Below are 19745 nucleotides of genomic sequence, written 5' to 3'. Positions count from 1 at the left end.
GTTTATTCAAAGTATTGTTAATTATGCTAATGCGAAAGTTATTTCGTCTGTAAAGCCAATAGGATTTATTGTCGAAGCAATCGCTTCAGGAGTAACTGATAATGATATTTTACTTCCTGATGGCGCATCTCCACATAGTTATTATTTAAAACCATCTGATTTGGCTAAAGTTAAATCAGCTGAACTTGTGGTTTGGGTTGGCGAAGATATGGAAGATTTTATGCCAACAATATTAAAAAGTATTGATAAGCAAAAACAAATTGAATTAATGGCAATACCAGAGATTAAAGTATTGCTTCGAACAGGTCATGAGGATCATGAACATGAAGATACTCACTCCCATCCTATACCTGCTAATGGTCGTCATGGTGAATATGATGAACATATTTGGCTTTCACCTAAAATTGCCAAGGTGATTGCGCAGTCAATCCATGATCGACTTATTACCCTGTATCCAGATAAAAACGCATTGATTGATGCAAATCTAAACGAATTCATCATAAAACTTGCAGAAACAGAACAAAACATTGCAAAAAAACTCATTAACGTACAAAATAGAGGGTATTTTGTGTTTCATGATGCTTATGGGTATTTTGAATCGCGGTTCGGATTAAAGAATTTAGGCAGTTTTACTATAAATCCAGCAATTCAGCCGGGTGTTCAAAAGGTTTATGCAATTCAACAGGCGCTCAAAGAGCACCGAGCAGTATGTGTATTTCGAGAGCCACAGTTTAGCCCTGCAGTTATTGAAAAAATAGTGAATGGAACAGATGTACGTATTGGAGAGCTAAATCCATTAGGAACGGGTATTGCTCTTTCTAAAGATGCATATTCACAATTTTTAGCAAAATTAACAGAGCAACTGTTGGATTGTTTAGATAAAGACTAGTTTTAGAATAAATAGTTAAGGTTAATTTTGGCAAGACAAATAAAATCACCTGATATTGAAAAAAATAATTTTAGAAATACCTATTTTTCAATATTAGGTGTTCTTTTCATTGTTATCTTATTTATCGTTCTGTGGAATCCACTCAATTTGAATCGAACGGTTTATGTTCCTTTAACGCCTCAAGCTGAAACGACTGTAAATGATAACACCCATTCTTCTGTTGTTATCGATGATGGAAAAGTTGAGATGGTAAATGGGAAACCTTCTACAGTTACTGAATCATCAGATATTCCTGAAGATGAGATTGTTAAAGATGAATTAGATGACATTGTTGATGATAAAGATAATACTGTGCAATACACTATTGCGCGAGGGGATACCCTGCATGATATCTTGATTCGTTATAACGTTAATCGAAATGACATCTATCAGTTAACGACAAAATTTAAACAACTTGCAAATTTGAGAATAGGTCAACAAATTAGTTGGACGACTGATGATAATCATAATTTGCAAACTTTTAGTTGGACAATCTCCAGTAATAATATTCGAATTTATGAAAAATCGGGCGATAAATTTGTAGAAAGTTCAGAAACAGTTGAAAGTGTACCACAAAATATTGTGATAAAAGGTGATATTAAAAGTAGCTTTGTTGCAGATGCTCGCAAAAATGGATTAACCAGTAATGAAATTGGCGTGATTACTCGTGCTTTGCAATGGCGTTTAGATTTTCGTCGTTTGCAAGTTGGTGATAAATTTTCAGTTGTTTTAACCAGAGAGATGCATGGTAATCGTTTATCTAATAGTCAGCTGTTAGGTGTACGCATTAAAAATGGTACCAAAGATTATTACGCTATTTTAGCAGATGATGGTAAATATTATGATATTAATGCGAACAGTTTGTCGCAAAGTTTTTTCCGCTATCCATTAGCAAAGCAAGCTAGAGTTTCCTCTGGTTTTAACCCTCGTCGCTTACATCCTGTTACCGGTGCGATAACTCCACATAATGGTGTTGATTTTGCAGTGTCTCGTGGTACACCAGTTTTATCAGTTGGTAATGGTGAAGTAGTTATTGCAAAGTATAGTGGTTCGGCTGGTAATTATATTGCTATTCGGCATGGGCGTCAGTATATGACAACTTATATGCATTTGGATAAGATTTTAGTCAAACCAGGTCAGCAAGTTAAACAAGGTGATAAGATTGGGTTATCTGGAAATACAGGGCGTTCTACAGGACCTCACCTGCACTTTGAGCTACACATTAATAATAAGCCGGTTAATCCATTGACAGCAAGTTTACCTATTTCGGAAGGGTTGACAGGTAAGTCAAAAAAAGCGTTTTTGTCGAAAGTTAAAACTATTAGCTCACAGCTAGATTTTTAAATTCATACGCTTGTTTTATGCTTCAAAATCGATTTTACCTGAAACTCTTTTACAAAAAGAAGACCGCAATATCCTTAAAAAATTATGTTATGATAAGCTAATTTTTATTGGATAATAAATATTAGGTGCAGTTTGAACACGTCAACTAAAACATCAAAAAAACGGTCTCCCAAAAATTCTCCAAAAAATAAAAAAAATAAGAAGTCTACACTTTGTCGCCGGTTTTTGACCTTATTATTTAAACTATTTCTTGTCATTGCAGCTGTGGCTATTGTTTACGGCGTTTATCTTGATCAACAAATCAAGGAGCGAGTTGATGGTAATGTGTGGGAGTTGCCAGCGGCAGTTTATGGACAAATTATAGATCTTGAGCCTGATAGTGAATATAGTCTAAATGATGTAGTGACAATGTTAGAGGGTGCACAATATCGTCAGCAAGATACAAAAGCCAGCCGCCCAGGTGAGTTTATTGTAAGTAATAATGCTGTTGAGGTTTATCGACGACCTTTTACATTTCCTGATGGTGAAGAACCGTCATTTAGAGTTAGTATTACTTTTTATGAAAATCGTATAGATCGCATTACTAATCTAGAAACTGGGCGAGATTTTGGATTGCTAAAAATTGATCCTAAATTAATTACCATGATGCATTCTCCAAATGGCGAGCAACGATTATTTGTTCCATTGAAGCAGTTTCCTGATTCGTTATTGCAAACATTGGTTGCTACAGAAGATAAGCGTTTTTATGATCATCATGGTGTAAGTTTATATTCTATCGGTCGTGCTATTTTCGTTAATTTGACTACTGGCCGCATCGAAGGAGGCAGTACCTTAACCCAGCAAACTGTTAAAAACCTTTTTCTGACTAATGAACGTAGTTTAAGCCGTAAAATACGCGAAGCCTATATGGCTTTGATTTTAGATGGCCGTTATAGTAAAGAACGTATTTTAGAGCTTTATCTAAACGAAGTTTATTTTGGGCAAGCGGGAGGAGAAGAGATTCATGGTTTTCCATTGGCAAGTCTTTACTATTTTGGGCGGCCAGTTAATGAACTTACATTAGATCAGCAAGCAGTGCTGGTTGGTATGGTAAAAGGCGCTTCGTTATATAATCCGTGGACACAACCTCAACAAGTTATTGAGCGCCGTAACGTGGTGTTAAAACTTGCTCAGCAACAAGGCATAATTGATGATGAGTTGTATAACTTATTAAGTCAGCGCCCACTATCAGTACTACCCAAGGGTGGTGTGATTTCTCCGCAACCAGCATTTATGCAAGTTGTGCGTAGCGAACTGCGAAGACAATTGGGTGATAAAGCAGATCATTTGTCAGGTATGAAGATTTTTACCACTTTTGATCCGGTAGCTCAATCTGCAGCAGAGCAAGCGGTGACTAACGAAATTGACAAATTGCGCAAATCAACGAAAAAAGAATTACAATCAGCAATGGTTGTAGTTAGTCGAGAAACAGGGGAAATTCGCTCAATTATTGGTAGTGCAGACCCACGTTACCCTGGTTATAACCGTGCTTGGTTAATGCAAAGAGCGATTGGTTCATTAGCTAAACCATCAACGTATTTAACTGCACTTGGGCAACCTGATTATTACCAACTTAATACATGGCTTAATGATAGCCCATTATCGGTTAAGCTTGATAGTGGCGGGTATTGGCAGCCTAAAAATTACGATCGTAAATTCCGTGATCGTGTTATGTTAGTGGACGCTTTGGCACTTTCATTAAATGTGCCAACGGTTAATTTAGGTATGGAATTAGGACTGGATGCAACGAAAAATACTTTACAAGCATTAGGAGTTCCTACGGGTCGTATACCTAATTTACCATCAAGATTGCTTGGTGCATTAGAATTAACACCATTAGAAACAGCTCAGATGTTTCAAACTATCACTAATAATGGGCAACGTTCTCCGCTTACTATTTTAAGATATGTATTGACTGATAAAGGTAAGCTAGTTTATCAAAGCTATCCACAACAACTTCAGGCAGTGTCTCGACAATCAGCTTATTTGACAACTTATGCTATGCAACAAGTTGTTAGTTCGGGCACATCTCGTTCATTAAAAGCTAAATACGGTTCGTTTAATTTAGCTGCTAAGACGGGGACAAGCAATGATTCTCGTGATAGCTGGTTTACAGGCATTGACGGCAGGAATGTTGCTGTTATTTGGATTGGTTTAGATGATCATTCACCAATGAAATTAACTGGAGCTACAGGAGCGCTGAAAATTTATAGTGAATATTTACAAAACAATCCACCAAAGAAATTGGTATTGCCGATACCGCAAAATGTTTTTATGGTACCAATTGATAGTAATGGTCAGTGGCTATGTAATGGCGATGGTGTGCGTACTTTACCCGTATGGACCATTAACCCTAAGGATTTATGTTCTGGAAATAACCAAATGATGGCCACTGAACAGGTACCCAATTGGGTTACAGACCTATTAAATAATTAAGAGGGGAATAATATGCCTGAATTACCCGAAGTTGAAACAAGTCGTCGAGGCATTTTGCCATATTTAAAAGGACAGATTATACATAAAATTATTGTTAGACAACCTAAATTACGCTGGCCTGTTGATAGCGCTATAAGTAATGCACATGGACAGGTTATTTTAGATATACAGCGTCGAGCTAAATATTTATTGCTACAGCTATCTAATAACTGGATCGTAATTCATTTAGGTATGTCAGGTAGTTTACGTATTTTACCAAAGCCTCAAAAAGCACAAAAGCATGATCATATAGACCTCATTTTAGAAAATGGTGTTACATTGCGTTATACTGATCCTAGGCGTTTTGGATCTTGGCTCTGGGCAAATTCGCTAGACGAAATACTGCAATTACAACATTTAGGTCCAGAACCGTTAAGTCATGAGTTTTCAGCTATATATTTATTCGAAAAAGCCAAAAATAGACAGGTTTCCATTAAAAGTTGGATTATGGATAACCATATTGTGGTTGGCGTTGGCAATATTTACGCTTCTGAGTCATTGTTTATGGCGAAAATCAATCCTAACCGTAAAGTAAGCTCATTACAATTAAATGAATTTGAAAGGCTTGTTGCTGCTATTAAGCAAGTTCTTAGCAAATCCATTGAACAAGGAGGGACAACGCTCAAGGATTTTCTTCAATCTAATGGAAAACCAGGATATTTTGCACAAGAGCTACAAGTTTATGGGCGCAATGGCGAGCGATGTCTAATTTGTGGTGCAGAGATAAAATCGCAAAAAATAGGACAACGCAATACCTTTTATTGTGAATATTGCCAAATATAGCAACGTTAGCTCTAACAAATTATTATTTTTTGTGATTAGTTGCTAAGAATTTTAAATATTTTGCATGTATTGGCTCCCTTTCTTTTACAAAAATATCTTTTTAAGCCCTTTAAACCTTATTTAAATAAGATTAGTATAAGCAACTACAATTAAAGAAGTTATTTTTGTTACTGCGTTGATTACTTTATATAGTAAAACCATTAATATTACAGAGATCTTTTTATTTTAAAGGCTATGGACTTGTTACCTGTTATCAGCTATCTTTTTGCTGAATCATTGTTTATAGCTTGTAAAGTTTAATATATGGGGGGCAATTAGCTGTTGTATCTTAATTTTCAAAGGTTTTGTTTTCTTTTTTACGGGTTTATATTTTATTTAACTCAATGTGTCTTATTTTTATTAAGGAATTTAAGATGATCAAATTCGCTTTTCGCTTTTTGACAACTTGTTTTATTCTATGTTTTACCACGATGGCTAATTCTGAGGTAAGAATTATTATTACCGATGGCGTAAGCTCTGCTAAACCAGTCGCGGTTGTGCCATTTAAGTGGACAGGCTCTGGTCAACCACCACAAATTATAGAAGATATCGTTGCTTCAGATTTACGTAATAGTGGTAAATTTAATCCTGTTGAAGTTAATAGTATGCCACAAAAACCAACAACAGCTTCTGAAGTTACGCCTGCGGCTTGGAATAATCTGGGGGTTTCTGCGGTAGTTGTCGGCTCGATTCAGCCAGATGCTTCTGGGAAATACCTTATCAATTATCAATTAGTTGATATCGTAAATCGCCCAGGTGCCGTTTTAGCACAAAATCAATATTCTATTGATAAGCGTTGGCTCCGTTACGCGGCTCACACTGCAAGTGATGAAATTTTTGAATCATTAACCGGTATTAAAGGTGCTTTTAGAACACGAATTGCTTATGTTGTTAAAACAACTAAAGGACCTTTTTCACATGAATTAAGAGTATCTGATTATGACGGTTATGATCAAATTACTGTTCATCGTTCCAAAGAACCATTAATGTCTCCAACTTGGTCACCAGATGGTAAAAAAATAGCCTATGTAACATTTGAAGGAGGCCATTCTTCACTAGTTTTAAAAACATTGGATAGTGGCGCTGTTCAAACAATTGCGTCTTTTCCTCAACATAATGGTGCGCCAGCGTTTTCTCCAGACGGCAGTAAATTAGCCTTTGCCTTATCTAAAGGGGGAAGTTTAAATTTATATATGATGGATTTAAGTAGCAAAAAAATCACGCAAATTACTTCTAATCGTAATAATAATACAGAACCATCTTGGATGCCTGATAATCAAACTATTGTTTACACTTCTGATCAAGCAGGTCGCCCTCAACTCTATAGTATCAACATTAATAGTGGTGCATCTCAAAGGCTAACTTGGGATAATACACAGAATCAAAATGCGCGGGTATCACCTGATGGTTCTTTTATTGCTATGATATCAACCAATAATGGTGAACAACATATTACTCGATATGATATAAGCACAAATACCTATCAACGTTTAACAGACACCTTTTTGGATGAAACGCCAAGCATTGCGCCAAATGGTACTATGATCATTTATAGCTCATCACAAGGATTAGGTACAATTTTGAATCTAGTTTCAACAGATGGTAATTTTAAAGCAAGATTACCAGCAACAGATGGGCAAGTAAAATTCCCTTCATGGTCGCCATATTTATAAGAAGAGGTTATAATATTGCACAATATTGCAATTATTAAAATTGTGTAAAGCACAAGGGCATTATAATATATACCTCTAATCGTTCTGGTTGGTAACGGCTGTTACTTTGAAGTTGGTTAGGTGTGTAAAAATACAGGTAATAATTTATTTAAACAAAAGGAGTTAATACAATGCAATTTTCTAAATTTCTTAAAGTAGCCGCGGTTGCTTTACCACTAATTACTGTAACTGCATGTTCGTCTAATAACAGTAGCAATGTAGCTGGTGTTGCAAGTGGTTCTTTATCAAAAGAAGCTTTAGAGCAATTAAATAAATTACAACAAATCAATACAGTATATTTTGATTTTGACAAATATAATGTTAAATCTGACTATGCAACATTATTAAATGCACATGCAATATTTATTCGTGCAAATAACGTGAAAGTAATTATCGAAGGTCATGCAGATGAACGCGGTACGCCAGAATATAACATTGCATTAGGTGAACGTCGTGCTGCTGCAGTTAAATCATATTTACAAGGTAATGGTGCTTCTGATAGCCAAATGGAAATTGTATCATATGGTAAAGAAAAACCAGCAGTATTAGGTCATGACGAAGAAGCTTATGCTAAAAACCGTCGTGCTGTAGTAACTTATGCTATCAACTAATAGCATTTTATAACGGCTGATTATTCAGCCGTTTCTTTTCTACATTCATGCTGAGTAATATGATATGCATAAAAAAACACTCGTATTGTTCTTATTTCTTTTATTCACTGGCTGTGCAGCAGGCAGTTCAGAATCGGATAGAACTATTCAGGCACAAGGCCAATTATTAATACAAAATCAGGAAAGGATTAATGATTTACAAGCTGAAGTGGATGCGCTTCGAGGGCAATTAGAAGAAACTAGATACCAACTTAATCAGACGATAGAACGTCAAAAAATGATTCTTCAACAAATGGTTGGTGGCTCGGGCGTTTCTGCAAATGCGAACACTTCTGAGGATAATACTTCTTCATCAACGGCAACAACGCCATCATCTGATTTATCTGGTTGGGAAACTTCGGGTCGTGATAAGGCTGATTATAATTTTATCATGCAGTTTGTTAACGATGGGAAAAAAAGTAATGAGGTCGTTGCGGCATTTCAAAAATTTATAAAAGCTTATCCAAAGTCAGGTTATTTAGCTAATGCTAATTATTGGATAGGTCAACTTTATTATAAGCAAGGAAATAAAGATCAGGCTTCATTTTATTATGCAACTGTAGTGAAAAAGTTTGCGACCTCTTCCAAAGCTGCAGATAGCCTATATAAAGTTGGTTTGATTTTGCTTGAGAAAGGCGATAAGAAAAATGCTAGAATCGTTTTTCAACAAGTTATAAGTAAATATTCTAAAAATAAAAACGTTGTTGATCAGGCTAAAAAAAAGTTAGCATCGCTAAAGTAAAATGTACAAATAACCATCTGTTAAATAGAAATATCAATAAAAGGGTTGCGTAACATTATAATTATAAGTATTATACCAACCCGAAGTTACTTGAAACCTTAAGGAATTAAGTAGTTGTTTTCTGAAATGGGTTGTTAGCTCAGTCGGTAGAGCAGCGGACTTTTAATCCGTTTGTCGAGCGTTCGAATCGCTCACGACCCACCACTCTCTCTAGAAAATTCATCAATCAATCAATCAATCAATTATTTTTTATTAGCCCTTTATAAAGCTTGCTAAGGTGTTAATGAAATAATTTTATTTTGTATTAACAATGTTGGATTGGTGAGAGGATTGCTTCTTATCGTTATCGAAATGCTTCGTAGGTGGAAAAAGGGAGATATATCCCTTTTTAAGGTTATTTATTCTTGGCTGCTAATTCAATAATTTTCATTGTTACTTCAAATGATTTAAGAAATGATGATAATGGTAAAAATTCAAAGCATGAATGGAAGTTATGAGCGCCAGTAAAGTAATTTGGCGTGGTAAGCCCTCTAGCAGAAAGAGCAGAACCATCGGTTCCTCCACGCATTGCGATGGTTTTTGGTTGAATATTGAGTTGTTCAAATGATTGATAAATTAAATCAATACAGCGACGGTCATTACCTAAATAGTTAGCGATATTGCTATAGGTATCGGTAATGTTACACTCAATTTTTGCTTTTGGATATTTTAAGCTAATAAAACGTATAACTTCTTGTATATAAGCCTTACGCGCCTCATACTTAGCTAAATCAAAGTCACGAATACTCATTTTTAATGTTGTGGTACTTTGATTACCAACGATATCATTAAACCAAAAATACCCTTCTTTGCCTTCGGTATGTTCTGGTGTTTCAAAGCTATCAAAACAGTTAATAATGTCATTGGCAATGCCGATAGGATTGATTAAAACATTTTTAGCAGACATAGGATGAGCAGAGATGCCTTCAATTTCAATAATGGCTGAGCCAGCATTGAATGTCTCATAAACGACTTCACCTAATTCACAACAATCGATTGTGTAAGCAAAATCAGGCTTGAAACGGTTTAAATCCAGTTTTTTGGCACCATTTAAGCCAACTTCTTCATCTGGTACAAAGGCAACATAAATATCGCCATATGTATAATTTTGTTGTTGTAATTGCTCTAACATAGTCATCACAATGGCAATGGCTGCTTTATTATCCGCACCAAGTACGCTGGTACCATCAGTGACAATCAATTCATCATTGAGATATTTATTCAGTTCGGGATGCTGATCGACTTTAAACCAAATATTTTTATCTTTGTTTAATAGAATATCTTGGCCAGTAAAGGTTACTCTCTGTGGCTTAACTTTATCTGATAAGGCAACATCGACAGTATCAAGATGGGCAACATAGCCAATTTTAGGCGCATTTGGGTTATTGCCGGGGAGCTTAGCCGTTACAATACTATGTTCATCAAGATGAACATCTTGTAGATTAAGCTCGATTAACTCTTGTTTAAGTAATTTGGCTAATTCTGCTTGCCCTAGAGTTGAGGGCACATGTGCGCAACCAATAGCGCTTTGGCTTGGAACGTTGACATAGCGTAAAAAACGTTTAACTAGTTGTTCGGTAATATTCATAATATTTTGACTCCTTGTGGTGACTAATTATTTACTGGCGGGTAAACATAACCGCTATCAAAACCAATTGGTAGGCCGAAGAACCAAAAAAGTAATAAGTTTATCGTTAATGCAATAAGCAGTGCAGCGGTATAAGGAATCATCATTGAACTTAATGTACCTACACCCGTGTTTTTACAGTATTGCTGGCAATAGGCAATAATCAGAGGGTAAAAAGCAAACATAGGCGTACTAACATTAACCGCAGAACTAATGCGGTAAGCGGCTTGAGTTAATTCTGGCGAGATACCAACAGACATAAGCATAGGCACAAAAATCGGCGCTAAAATAGCCCACTTCGATGATGCCGAGGTAATTAACACATTTAACATACTTGTTAGAATGATCACACCAAATATGGTTACAACTGGAGGCAGATGCAGTGCTTTTAATAAATCGGCGCCACCAATTGCAATTAATGTTCCAATTTGTGAATGAGAAAAGACATATAGAAATTGAGCACAAAAGAAAGCAAAAACAATGAATGGAATAAGTGATTTAGTGATATTTTCCATTGATTTTACTATATCGCGTGATGATTTAAATGTACCAGTTATAAAACCATGTATTAAGCCTGGAATAGCAAAAAATACAAATAATAATGGCACAATAATTTGCATAATTGGAGCCTTATTGCTTGTCATGCTTCCATCAGATGCACGCAATAAAGAGTTTTCTGGTAACAATAATAAAATTAAACCAATAGCAATAATTATAAAGACAATTGAAGCTACTTTGAAAGCACGATTTTCAACGGGTGTAATCGCTGGCGAGTTGGCAATGTTATCTAATTTTAGATCACTATTTAAAGGCATGGTTGCATTTAATCGAGGCTCGACAATTTTATCGGTAACAAACCAGCAAGCTAATAGTACAAAAAAGGTACCGCCAAAACTTAAGAAATAGTTACAAAGTACATTGACTTGATAAGATGGATCAATAATTTGTGCTGCACTTTGAGTAAAACCTTGCATGATTGGATCGATAATAGATGGTGTATAGCTTGAACTAAATCCACCAGCTAATCCAGCGAATGAAGCCGCAATCCCAGCTAACGGGTGGCGACCAATTGCATAGAACATCATAGCCGATACGGGCATTAAAATCACATAAGCTGAGTCAGCAGCAATGTGGCAAACCATACTGACAAAAATCACTGATGGTGTGACTAAATTTTTTGGGGTAATAGCCAGTAATTTTTTGAGTAGCACATGGATATAACCACTGCTCTCAGCAATACCTATGCCTAATGTCGCCACAATTGTAATTCCAAGCGGTGGAAAGTTGATAAAATTAGGTACCATCTTAGTAAAAAAAGTAACAAGATGCTCAGGCGCTAACATATTAACAACAACAAGCTTATCTTGCGTGACAGGATTAATATAGTTAAAACTCACAAAAGAAAGCAATAGCGAAGCAACAAAACAGATGACTAAAGCATAGAAAAAAAGAGTGGTTACATCGGGGATTTTGTTTCCAATTCGTTCAATAGTATTTAGAAAACCCCCTGTTCTTATTGGTGACGGATTTGTTGTCTGATTCATAATAAAATTAGTGTAAATATTGTTCGAATTGACAATCTAACACATATTTATAATGTGGGCAAATAACGTTGTTTTATACTGAAATTATCCTTTTTCTGAATATTTTTTACATCACTATTTTTTACCTAATTGATGTGGTTGGTATTGTGTCAAAAGTGCATTCCAAAGATGAACAAAAGATTAATTTTATAAGAGATAATGTTAAATTTATACGCTAGCGGCTTACCTAATAAAAGGCAAAGTTTATTGAAAAAAGCATGGTGGTTTTAAGCGATAGTTTGTAGACTATGCATCATTATCCGTTTTAGGTTGTATACTTTGTATATAAATTAAATATGAATCTTTTAAAATCTTTAGCAACCGTAAGTTCCATGACAATGGTTTCCCGTGTATTAGGTTTTGTGCGCGATGCCATTATTGCGCGTTTTTTTGGCGCAGGCATGGCGACCGATGCTTTTTTTGTTGCCTTCAAATTGCCTAATTTGCTACGGCGTATTTTTGCTGAAGGCGCCTTTTCTCAAGCCTTTGTGCCCATTCTGGCTGAATATAAGAATCAACAAGGTATTGAGGCAACACGTACTTTTGTTGCTTATATAGCTGGGCTTTTAACCTTAGTATTAGCCTTTGTTACCTTAATTGGCGTTGTTACTGCACCTTTTATTATAATGTTAACGGCTCCCGGATTTATGCAAGAGTCAGCCGAAAAATTTGAACTTGCAACGACCATGTTGCGTATAACCTTTCCTTATATCTTTTTTATATCACTGGCTTCACTTGTTGGCGCGATACTCAATACATGGAATCGCTTCTCTGTTCCTGCTTTTGTTCCAACATTACTGAATGTAAGTATGATTCTATTCACGCTATTTTTGACTCCTTATTTTAACCCTCCAGTATTAGCGCTTGCTGCATCGGTTGGTGTAGGCGGTATTTTGCAATTACTGTATCAGCTTCCCTATTTAAAAAAAATTGGCATGTTAGTGTTGCCACGTATTAGTTTTAAAGATAGTGGTGTTTGGCGAGTCTTGAAACAGATGGGACCCGCAATTTTAGGGGTGTCAGTAGGGCAAATCTCTTTAATTATTAATACGATTTTTGCCTCATTTCTAGTTTCAGGATCGGTCTCATGGATGTATTATGCAGACCGCTTAATGGAATTTCCTGCTGGCGTGCTTGGCGTAGCATTAGGTACGATTTTATTACCCTCGTTAGCGAAAAGTTTTTCTAAAGGTGATCATAAGCAATATTCTGAGGTATTAGATTGGGGATTGCGACTTTGTTTTTTACTGGCTTTGCCAAGTACCGTGGCATTAGGCGTTATCTCTCGTCCTCTTATATCAACATTATTTGAGTATGGGCAATTTACCCTAAATGATACCTTAATGACACAGCGAGCCTTAGTGGCTTATTCTATCGGTCTACTTGGATTGATTTTAATTAAAGTATTAGCACCCGCATTTTATTCGCGTCAGGATATTAAAACTCCCGTCAAAATTGCAATTGTTACGTTAATTTTAACACAGCTAATGAATCTTGTTTTTATTGGACCATTACAGCATGCAGGCCTTTCACTATCCATTGGTTTAGCCGCTTGCTTTAATGCTGGATTATTGTATTGGCAACTGCGTAAAAAACAACTTTATCAACCCCAACCTGGTTGGTATCTCTTTTTAATTAAAGTCATTATTGCCGTAATATTAATGTCCACAGTGTTATGGTTTGGCTCACAGCTATTACCTGATTGGTCAACGGGTTCAATGTGGGTTCGTATTGGACGATTGTTTGCATTGGTAATTGTTGGCATCGTTGTTTATTTTGCATCATTGATTGCTATGGGATTTAAGATTAAACACTTTATTAAACGAATTGATTAATAATAAACAACCGGTAAAGATAAATTTCATTTTTTCAAAAAAGTATCAAATAGTAAAAATCATTAATTATAAAACTAATGAGGAAATAGGATGAATAAGGTCTCTTTTTTTGCACTACCTATTATAGGTAGTCTAGTTTATTTTTTATTGAGTTGTTTTTTTTCGATGTATTTCGCATTTTTGCAATACCATTACGAAGCTTTTTGGGACGCATTTCAGTTACTAGACTTTGGTATTTCAATTTATTTCTATCAAAATAAATTTGTAGATACATTATGGGTTTTTAGCGTGTTGTCGCTTGTTTTGCATTACGCTAATGTTCATATTGTTAATAAAATCAATGTAATACTATTGATTTTTATGATGATGATATTTTCAATAATTGCTGCATTTATTCAACAAACTATAATTGTTTATTACTACGAGATACCTATTTTCCCGATAATAATAATAGTTATCTCATCAGTTATTTCTTGCGCTTTGCTATACAGCTTATTAATTTACTATTTAACAAATTTCTTTGAAAAATACTTTATAAAAAGCAAACAGTCATTTGCAATTACCGCAACTAATAGCTCAACTATTCACTTCATTTTATTTTCAACGTTTATTGGTTTTATTTTGATTAAAGGGTATGAATTAATCACTAATGCTTTTGACTTAATGCTTAGTGGTTTTCAAGAGTCTTTGTATATTGGTGCTATATTGCTTGGACTGTTTTTGTCTAAAAGCTGTTTTAAGCAACCCTTTAATAAAATTCAATCAGAAAAACTCATTAAAAGTGTTTCTGTGTCTGCCATGATGATTTTTATTTGCGACATTCTTTATTTTACTTTCATGTACAAAATGCCGATAAGATATTATATTAACGCTGATGTATTGATACATGCAGGTCGTAGCCTACTCCTATTAGTATTGCTTATTATGCTAATTTGTTTGATTATTAATAAAGTGACTAAGCATTATTTTTTAAAACAAAAATAATAGAGATCAAATAAAATCAATGGTTTTTCTGGCTGATTTTAAAAAATGATTTGTTTTGAGGGGGGCGGTCATTTTGAGCCTTGAGGATATAATAAGTGATTGATGATAACGCTTGCGCTGGGGAGGGTTATGCTGAATCACCCAGCCCGTGAAATGGTTGCCGAATGCGGCCTGCACTGTCCATCTCGTTTACTCGGTTTTACGCATCGGTACCGATTTATTCCTGACAAAATTATTCCCGATAAAATAGCCTTAGCCAAACATTCTTGTTTGACGTGCTAACCTTGCTTTGTCGATGGCACATTATGACGTCGAATAAGGTACGGCATTAACCACCGTTGTAGATAAAAAGTGGATGATTTTTATAAAAAAAGCAAAATAAAAACTTCAATAAAATCAATTACTTTTCTGACCGATTTTTATACTCCCCCTATCCCCCTACATCGTTATAATAAATGAACATCAATTGCTATTTTGTTATTATCTAAGGAAGTTATTTGGGCGATTCTACGTTAAGAAATCACAGATTTCTTGCTGTGATTTGAGTGTTCTAATATTTTGTAGGACGTCTGCTGCTTGAGCATAGTGCTGTTTTAAGTAAGTAAGCCACTGTTTGATGCGTGCAGAATGATAAAGTGGTTTAACGTCATCAATGGAGGATGTCGCATAAAGGATTAATATTTCCATCACTTGTTGCCAACTGAATGCTGATTGTTCAGTTCTAATCATATTGGCTAAGTTCGGAATCGTTAAAATACCACGGCCTAGCATAATATCGTTAGTTTGGCTTTGATTTATGCAATTTTTTGCATCCTCAATAGAGAAAATTTCACCATTGGCAATAACAGGAATATTTAGCTGTTGCTTGATTTGGCCTATTGTTTGCCAATCTATTTTTTCGGCTTTATAACCATCTTCTTTGGTTCTGCCATGAATAGCAATTTCATTGGCACCGGCAAGTTCAATGGCGCTAGCGATTTCGTTGCAATGTGATTTATTATCCCACCCTAAGCGAATTTTGACTGATAATTGATTTGTTGCCCCTATTGCTTGCCTGACTTGGCTGACAATATTAAATATCTGTTCGGGATATTGTAATAAATAAGCGCCTCCGTGACTGCCAACCACCGTTTTGGCGGGGCAACCAAAATTGATATCTATTCCATAAGAGCCTAACTCAATGGCTTTAACGGCATTTTCAGCCATCCATTCTGGTGATTGCCCAAGAATTTGGATGCGAACTGGCGTGCCTGATTTAGTTTTACCATTATTGTAAAGTTCGGGGCATAGGCGGTAAAAAGTCCGATTAGATAATTTGTGATGTGTCACTCTGATAAATTCCGTCACACAATAATCAAATTGGTTGATATTGGTTAAAAGTTGCCTTACTTGATAATCAAGTACGCCTTCCATGGGGGCTAAAATTATTCGTTTAATTTTCATTGGGGAAACCTAGTTGGTTTTATCATTGCCACAAATACGACAATTTGGTTGTTTGGTGAGTTTAATTTGGTTAAATTCCATAGTCATGGTATCAATCATTAATACACGTCCAATTAATGGTTTTCCATATTGGGTTAGTACTTTTATCGCTTCTAAGGCTTGCATTGAGCCGAACATGCCAACCAGCGGTGCCATGACGCCAGTTTCAATACAAGTTAACTGATCTTTACCAAATAAACGGCTCAAACAGTGATAACAAGGTTCATTAGGCTGATAAGTAAATACGCTTAATAATCCCTCCATACGGATCGCAGCGCCAGAAACTAGCGGTTTTTTTATTTGAAAACAGCAACGATTAATTTGCTGGCGGGTAATTAAATTATCTGTACAGTCAATGACAATATCATGTTGTTTTATTAGTGAAATTAAATGGTTATCATCGAGCTTTTGATTTACTGTATCAATAATAATATTTGTATTGAGCTTGTGTAATGTTTGTTGAGCTACTTCTACTTTGTATTGATTAATCGATTTGTCAGTATATAAAATCTGTCGATTTAAGTTAGATTTTGATACGGTATCAAAATCAGCTAAGGTTAATTTACCAACACCAGCAGCCGTTAAATAAAGTGAAGCAGCACAACCTAAACCGCCTAAACCAATAATAAGTGCTGAGCTATTTTTTAAGATTTGTTGCTTATCAATATCAAAGCCTCGTAGGGTTATTTGCCGGTCATAACGAAATAACTCTTGATTGGTAAGCTGTTGCATATGGTATTTGTGTTGTTAGTGTTGAAAACTATATTATAATTATAGCAGAAACTTGGCACAACAAAGTGCCAAGAGTAATTAAGATTATTTATCAAAGCTAGATAAGAATTTTAAATATTCGTCCTTAGTCATTAATGGTTTATACTCTGATATTAGTTTTTGTGCTGGTTTAGCATCATCATAAAGTAAATCGATAATGGTACAAGCCATCATCTGTGCAGGACGAATATAAGCCATCTCTTCATCAAATACGGTGTAATCTTTACCATGTAGAACACCTCTAACTGAACCAATCCACGGGTGGCTAACTGGCATAATGTGGGATAGATCGCCTGTATCCGTGCTTCCTGTCATATGAGGGGCAATAGAAACATTTTCTTCACCAATTAATGCTTCAGCATTATGTTTTAAAAGCTCGTTAAGTGTTGGATTATTATTTAATGGTAGATAACCAGGCAAATCTTTAATTTCACAGGTTGCACCAACAGCCATTGCACCAGCTTTTAAGGCGCGATTAATTCGTTCATTAGCGTCGATCATAGCTGGAACATTGCCTGCCCGTACATAGCTTTCCATTCTTACATCACTTGGTATCACATTGACTAAGTCGCCACCTTGAGTAATGATGGGGTGAAATCGAATATAGTCTTTTTCTTGAAAGGTTTCGCGTATGGCATGTACGCCCATCATTCCCATCATAGCGGCATTTAAGGCATTTACTCCAGCATGTGGCGCTGCTGCTGCGTGCGACGCTTCGCCTTTATATTTAATCAATTTGCCGATAAAACCATTACTGGTTGTTGATATTTCAATAAAACCATCTTGGCGGTCATTGGGTACGCTAGTTAAGTGTATTTGTAGTGCCATATCGATATCATCAAATTCACCGCGCGAGATTAGCTCTGGTTTACCGCCAATATATTTGATTTTACCTTCCTCAATAAGGCGATTACGATATGTGATTTCAACATATTCTTCAGCTGGAACCGCAAAAGGTACTACATCCCCCGCTAAAAATTGCATGGCGCCAGAATCTATTAGCCCCATAGTCACAGCCATCATATTGGCAATTTGAGCATTATGACCACAGCAGTGTGCCGCGCCAGATATTTCATCAGCAGCAGGATGATCAGCGCAAATAATGGCATCAAGCTCCCCTATAACAGCAATGCTATACTTACTGCCTTTGCCCCCTTTTAAGCGGCCTTTTACTCCCGTTATTGCTAATTTATTTTTAAATGGTACGCCCAGTTTTTCAAAGCTTTCTTCAACTTTTTTGGCCGTCTTGTGTTCTTTGTAACCAAGTTCAGGCTCTGCCCAAATTGATTCGGCGGCCGCCTTGATATCGGCCTTACGATTTGCAATAGCAATACAAACCTTCTTTTTAAGTTCTTCTTTTGTCATAAATTAAATCCTAATCCAAATTAGATAACACCTTCCCAATGTAAGGTGATTTGCGCAATGATTGCTGCAAAAATAAAGGTACCTGAAAGCACCGCTAAAGAAACCGGAATGATTCGCCACGAGATATTTTTAAATAATGCTAAATCTTTGCCAATAGCAAGCCCTGCATAAGCAAGTACCGGAGTACAAACAGCCAATAAAGAAACCTTGTCAGTAATTGAAACAATCTGCTCATGAAAAGGGAAAATAGGTGATGAAGCGGTTGCTGCAACGACCGATACCCATAATATGACAGGCAGTTTGTTGCATAAAGGAATCTTGCTAATAATATATCCAACAATTGATATGGCAACTAAAATTGATAATGCTTCTATTGACTGCATAAAGTCAATTTTATAGCCAACAGTATTACCGGCTGCCATAATAATGGCAACTAAGATCAATAAAAAAACTGTTTCTAAAAACTTCATTATAGTGCTCCTTCTTTATGACGATTACGACGTAAACGGCTAAAAGTGTTATACAAGAAAGAGGCAAAAGGTAATGAAAATAATGTATAAATATAAATACCAACAATGCTAGACATTAAGTTCGCTGTCGTGGCATAGGCTTTAATATCTTCACTTATTTCTGGATAAAGATCACTTATTGGTGCCAGTGACGCAGCCATCATACTACCACTTCCAACGCCTGCGCCCATGGCTAAGGCGTAAGGGTGGAGAATATCTAATTTTGCCATCACACTGGCTAGTATACTCATCCATATAGCACCATAAAGTGTGCCACAAATATACATTGCCATAACACCTCGACCTTCGGCAGAGTCCAATCCGTATTTATCGGCAACAATTGCGATATTGGGTTCACGGGCAACAGAGTAGGTTGCTCCAACTGCTTCGCGTTTCATACCTAGCATCATTGCTAGTGGTAAACCAAGTAAAATGGTGCCAGCAAAATGACCTAACTCTTGAAAGATTAATGCCGATTTTGCATCTTCTAGAATCATTTCTATTTTTGGTCCCACAGAAAGCCCCAGTTTGGCGATAAGTAGCATTAACGTTACCATCATGATGGCGCTAGCATGATTCATATTTTTTAGATTTAATATTTTAAATTTTGGTAGGCTGATTATGCCGCCAATAATCATGGCATATAACATGGGGTATAATGTGATAATCCAAATAGATTGTTTGCCAATAAACTCACAGAATAAAACGACTATCATTGCGAGTAAATGCACTTTGTAGTCTTTTAAAATTTCCATTCCTGCTCCTTTTTTATTTTTATCTATTTTATACTAGGGTCGCCCCTAAGGTATTTTGAAAATGCTTTAAAGCCCATTGATGG

Annotated in this window: 17 protein-coding genes and 1 tRNA gene; 11 read left to right on the top strand and 7 right to left on the bottom strand. The window is 35.9% G+C overall.

Annotated elements, in window-relative coordinates; all coding sequences use genetic code 11:
* From znuA to A9G30_RS06275, 8 genes are all read left to right on the top strand, one after another.
* The coding region (znuA, locus tag A9G30_RS06310) for a zinc ABC transporter substrate-binding protein ZnuA (protein WP_065588403.1) at positions 1 to 889 on the top strand (889 nt) is incomplete at its 5' end.
* Positions 890 to 916: 27 nt separating this feature from the next.
* Positions 917 to 2272, top strand: a complete 1356-nt coding sequence (gene mepM, locus A9G30_RS06305) for a murein DD-endopeptidase MepM (RefSeq protein ID WP_065567796.1) — start codon at positions 917 to 919, stop codon at positions 2270 to 2272.
* A gap of 132 nt (positions 2273 to 2404) precedes the next feature.
* Positions 2405 to 4747, top strand: coding sequence for a bifunctional glycosyl transferase/transpeptidase (gene mrcB, locus A9G30_RS06300; RefSeq protein ID WP_065588402.1), 2343 nt, complete (start codon positions 2405 to 2407; stop codon positions 4745 to 4747).
* Positions 4748 to 4759: 12 nt separating this feature from the next.
* The gene (mutM, locus tag A9G30_RS06295; RefSeq protein ID WP_065580065.1) at positions 4760 to 5569 is read left to right on the top strand and encodes a bifunctional DNA-formamidopyrimidine glycosylase/DNA-(apurinic or apyrimidinic site) lyase; all 810 of its coding nucleotides are present in this window, start codon (positions 4760 to 4762) and stop codon (positions 5567 to 5569) included.
* 416 nt (positions 5570 to 5985) lie between these two features.
* Positions 5986 to 7281 carry a Tol-Pal system beta propeller repeat protein TolB gene (gene tolB / locus A9G30_RS06290; RefSeq protein WP_065580071.1) on the top strand — a complete coding sequence of 432 codons (1296 nt, stop codon included), beginning with the start codon at positions 5986 to 5988 and terminating at the stop codon, positions 7279 to 7281.
* A gap of 170 nt (positions 7282 to 7451) precedes the next feature.
* Entirely contained in the window at positions 7452 to 7931 is a 480-nt protein-coding gene (gene pal / locus A9G30_RS06285; RefSeq protein WP_065588401.1) for a peptidoglycan-associated lipoprotein Pal, read from the top strand.
* A gap of 64 nt (positions 7932 to 7995) precedes the next feature.
* On the top strand, positions 7996 to 8712 hold the full coding sequence (gene ybgF, locus A9G30_RS06280) for a tol-pal system protein YbgF (RefSeq protein ID WP_065567792.1): 717 nt from the start codon (positions 7996 to 7998) through the stop codon (positions 8710 to 8712).
* A 128-nt stretch (positions 8713 to 8840) separates the two neighbouring features.
* A tRNA-Lys gene (locus tag A9G30_RS06275) sits at positions 8841 to 8916 on the top strand.
* A 190-nt stretch (positions 8917 to 9106) separates the two neighbouring features.
* Here the strand turns inward: A9G30_RS06275 and pepT are convergent.
* The gene (gene pepT, locus A9G30_RS06270) at positions 9107 to 10339 is read right to left on the bottom strand and encodes a peptidase T (protein ID WP_065580064.1); all 1233 of its coding nucleotides are present in this window, start codon (positions 10337 to 10339) and stop codon (positions 9107 to 9109) included.
* Between the two features lie 23 nt (positions 10340 to 10362).
* Entirely contained in the window at positions 10363 to 11922 is a 1560-nt protein-coding gene (locus A9G30_RS06265; RefSeq protein ID WP_065567790.1) for an AbgT family transporter, read from the bottom strand.
* A 335-nt stretch (positions 11923 to 12257) separates the two neighbouring features.
* On the opposite strand from A9G30_RS06265, the gene murJ reads away from it, so the two are divergent.
* The 3 genes from murJ (at position 12258) to A9G30_RS12935 (ending at position 15062) form a co-directional block, all read left to right on the top strand.
* Positions 12258 to 13796, top strand: coding sequence for a murein biosynthesis integral membrane protein MurJ (gene murJ, locus A9G30_RS06260; RefSeq protein ID WP_065588400.1), 1539 nt, complete (start codon positions 12258 to 12260; stop codon positions 13794 to 13796).
* Between the two features lie 90 nt (positions 13797 to 13886).
* Positions 13887 to 14780 carry a hypothetical protein gene (locus A9G30_RS06255; protein ID WP_065588399.1) on the top strand — a complete coding sequence of 298 codons (894 nt, stop codon included), beginning with the start codon at positions 13887 to 13889 and terminating at the stop codon, positions 14778 to 14780.
* Positions 14781 to 14909: 129 nt separating this feature from the next.
* Positions 14910 to 15062 (top strand): hypothetical protein, encoded by a 153-nt coding sequence (locus A9G30_RS12935; protein WP_176700478.1) that lies wholly within the window; start codon positions 14910 to 14912, stop codon positions 15060 to 15062.
* A gap of 225 nt (positions 15063 to 15287) precedes the next feature.
* Here A9G30_RS12935 and dusC read toward each other — a convergent pair whose 3' ends face one another.
* From dusC to A9G30_RS06230, 5 genes are all read right to left on the bottom strand, one after another.
* A complete protein-coding gene (gene dusC, locus A9G30_RS06250; RefSeq protein WP_065588398.1) occupies positions 15288 to 16223 on the bottom strand; it encodes a tRNA dihydrouridine(16) synthase DusC in 936 nt (311 codons plus the stop codon).
* A 9-nt stretch (positions 16224 to 16232) separates the two neighbouring features.
* Positions 16233 to 16994, bottom strand: a complete 762-nt coding sequence (locus tag A9G30_RS06245) for a molybdopterin-synthase adenylyltransferase MoeB (RefSeq protein ID WP_065566177.1) — start codon at positions 16992 to 16994, stop codon at positions 16233 to 16235.
* Positions 16995 to 17078: 84 nt separating this feature from the next.
* Positions 17079 to 18398: an amidohydrolase gene (locus A9G30_RS06240; RefSeq protein ID WP_065588397.1), complete on the bottom strand. Its 1320-nt coding sequence runs from the start codon at positions 18396 to 18398 to the stop codon at positions 17079 to 17081.
* Positions 18399 to 18418: 20 nt separating this feature from the next.
* Positions 18419 to 18868 carry a hypothetical protein gene (locus tag A9G30_RS06235; RefSeq protein WP_065588396.1) on the bottom strand — a complete coding sequence of 150 codons (450 nt, stop codon included), beginning with the start codon at positions 18866 to 18868 and terminating at the stop codon, positions 18419 to 18421.
* Entirely contained in the window at positions 18868 to 19662 is a 795-nt protein-coding gene (locus A9G30_RS06230; RefSeq protein ID WP_065566180.1) for a DUF3100 domain-containing protein, read from the bottom strand. The genes A9G30_RS06235 and A9G30_RS06230 overlap by 1 nt, the downstream gene beginning before the upstream one ends.
* Between the last annotated feature and the right edge of the window lie 83 nt (positions 19663 to 19745).

Source organism: Gilliamella sp. Fer4-1 (assembly GCF_001690515.1).
Taxonomy (GTDB): Bacteria; Pseudomonadota; Gammaproteobacteria; order Enterobacterales; family Orbaceae; genus Gilliamella; species Gilliamella apicola_C.
This window is presented reverse-complemented; position numbering and strand designations above follow the sequence as displayed.

What these genes read in the sequence shown, in the direction of transcription:
- mutM (WP_065580065.1), top strand. Translation starts at nt 4,760, where the DNA reads ATGCCTGAATTACCCGAAGTTGAAACAAGTCGTCGAGGCATTTTGCCA.
- pal (WP_065588401.1), top strand. Translation starts at nt 7,452, where the DNA reads ATGCAATTTTCTAAATTTCTTAAAGTAGCCGCGGTTGCTTTACCACTA.
- ybgF (WP_065567792.1), top strand. Translation starts at nt 7,996, where the DNA reads ATGCATAAAAAAACACTCGTATTGTTCTTATTTCTTTTATTCACTGGC.
- pepT (WP_065580064.1), bottom strand. Translation starts at nt 10,339, where the DNA reads ATGAATATTACCGAACAACTAGTTAAACGTTTTTTACGCTATGTCAAC.
- A9G30_RS06265 (WP_065567790.1), bottom strand. Translation starts at nt 11,922, where the DNA reads ATGAATCAGACAACAAATCCGTCACCAATAAGAACAGGGGGTTTTCTA.
- murJ (WP_065588400.1), top strand. Translation starts at nt 12,258, where the DNA reads ATGAATCTTTTAAAATCTTTAGCAACCGTAAGTTCCATGACAATGGTT.
- A9G30_RS06255 (WP_065588399.1), top strand. Translation starts at nt 13,887, where the DNA reads ATGAATAAGGTCTCTTTTTTTGCACTACCTATTATAGGTAGTCTAGTT.
- A9G30_RS12935 (WP_176700478.1), top strand. Translation starts at nt 14,910, where the DNA reads ATGCTGAATCACCCAGCCCGTGAAATGGTTGCCGAATGCGGCCTGCAC.
- dusC (WP_065588398.1), bottom strand. Translation starts at nt 16,223, where the DNA reads ATGAAAATTAAACGAATAATTTTAGCCCCCATGGAAGGCGTACTTGAT.
- A9G30_RS06245 (WP_065566177.1), bottom strand. Translation starts at nt 16,994, where the DNA reads ATGCAACAGCTTACCAATCAAGAGTTATTTCGTTATGACCGGCAAATA.
- A9G30_RS06240 (WP_065588397.1), bottom strand. Translation starts at nt 18,398, where the DNA reads ATGACAAAAGAAGAACTTAAAAAGAAGGTTTGTATTGCTATTGCAAAT.
- A9G30_RS06235 (WP_065588396.1), bottom strand. Translation starts at nt 18,868, where the DNA reads ATGAAGTTTTTAGAAACAGTTTTTTTATTGATCTTAGTTGCCATTATT.
- A9G30_RS06230 (WP_065566180.1), bottom strand. Translation starts at nt 19,662, where the DNA reads ATGGAAATTTTAAAAGACTACAAAGTGCATTTACTCGCAATGATAGTC.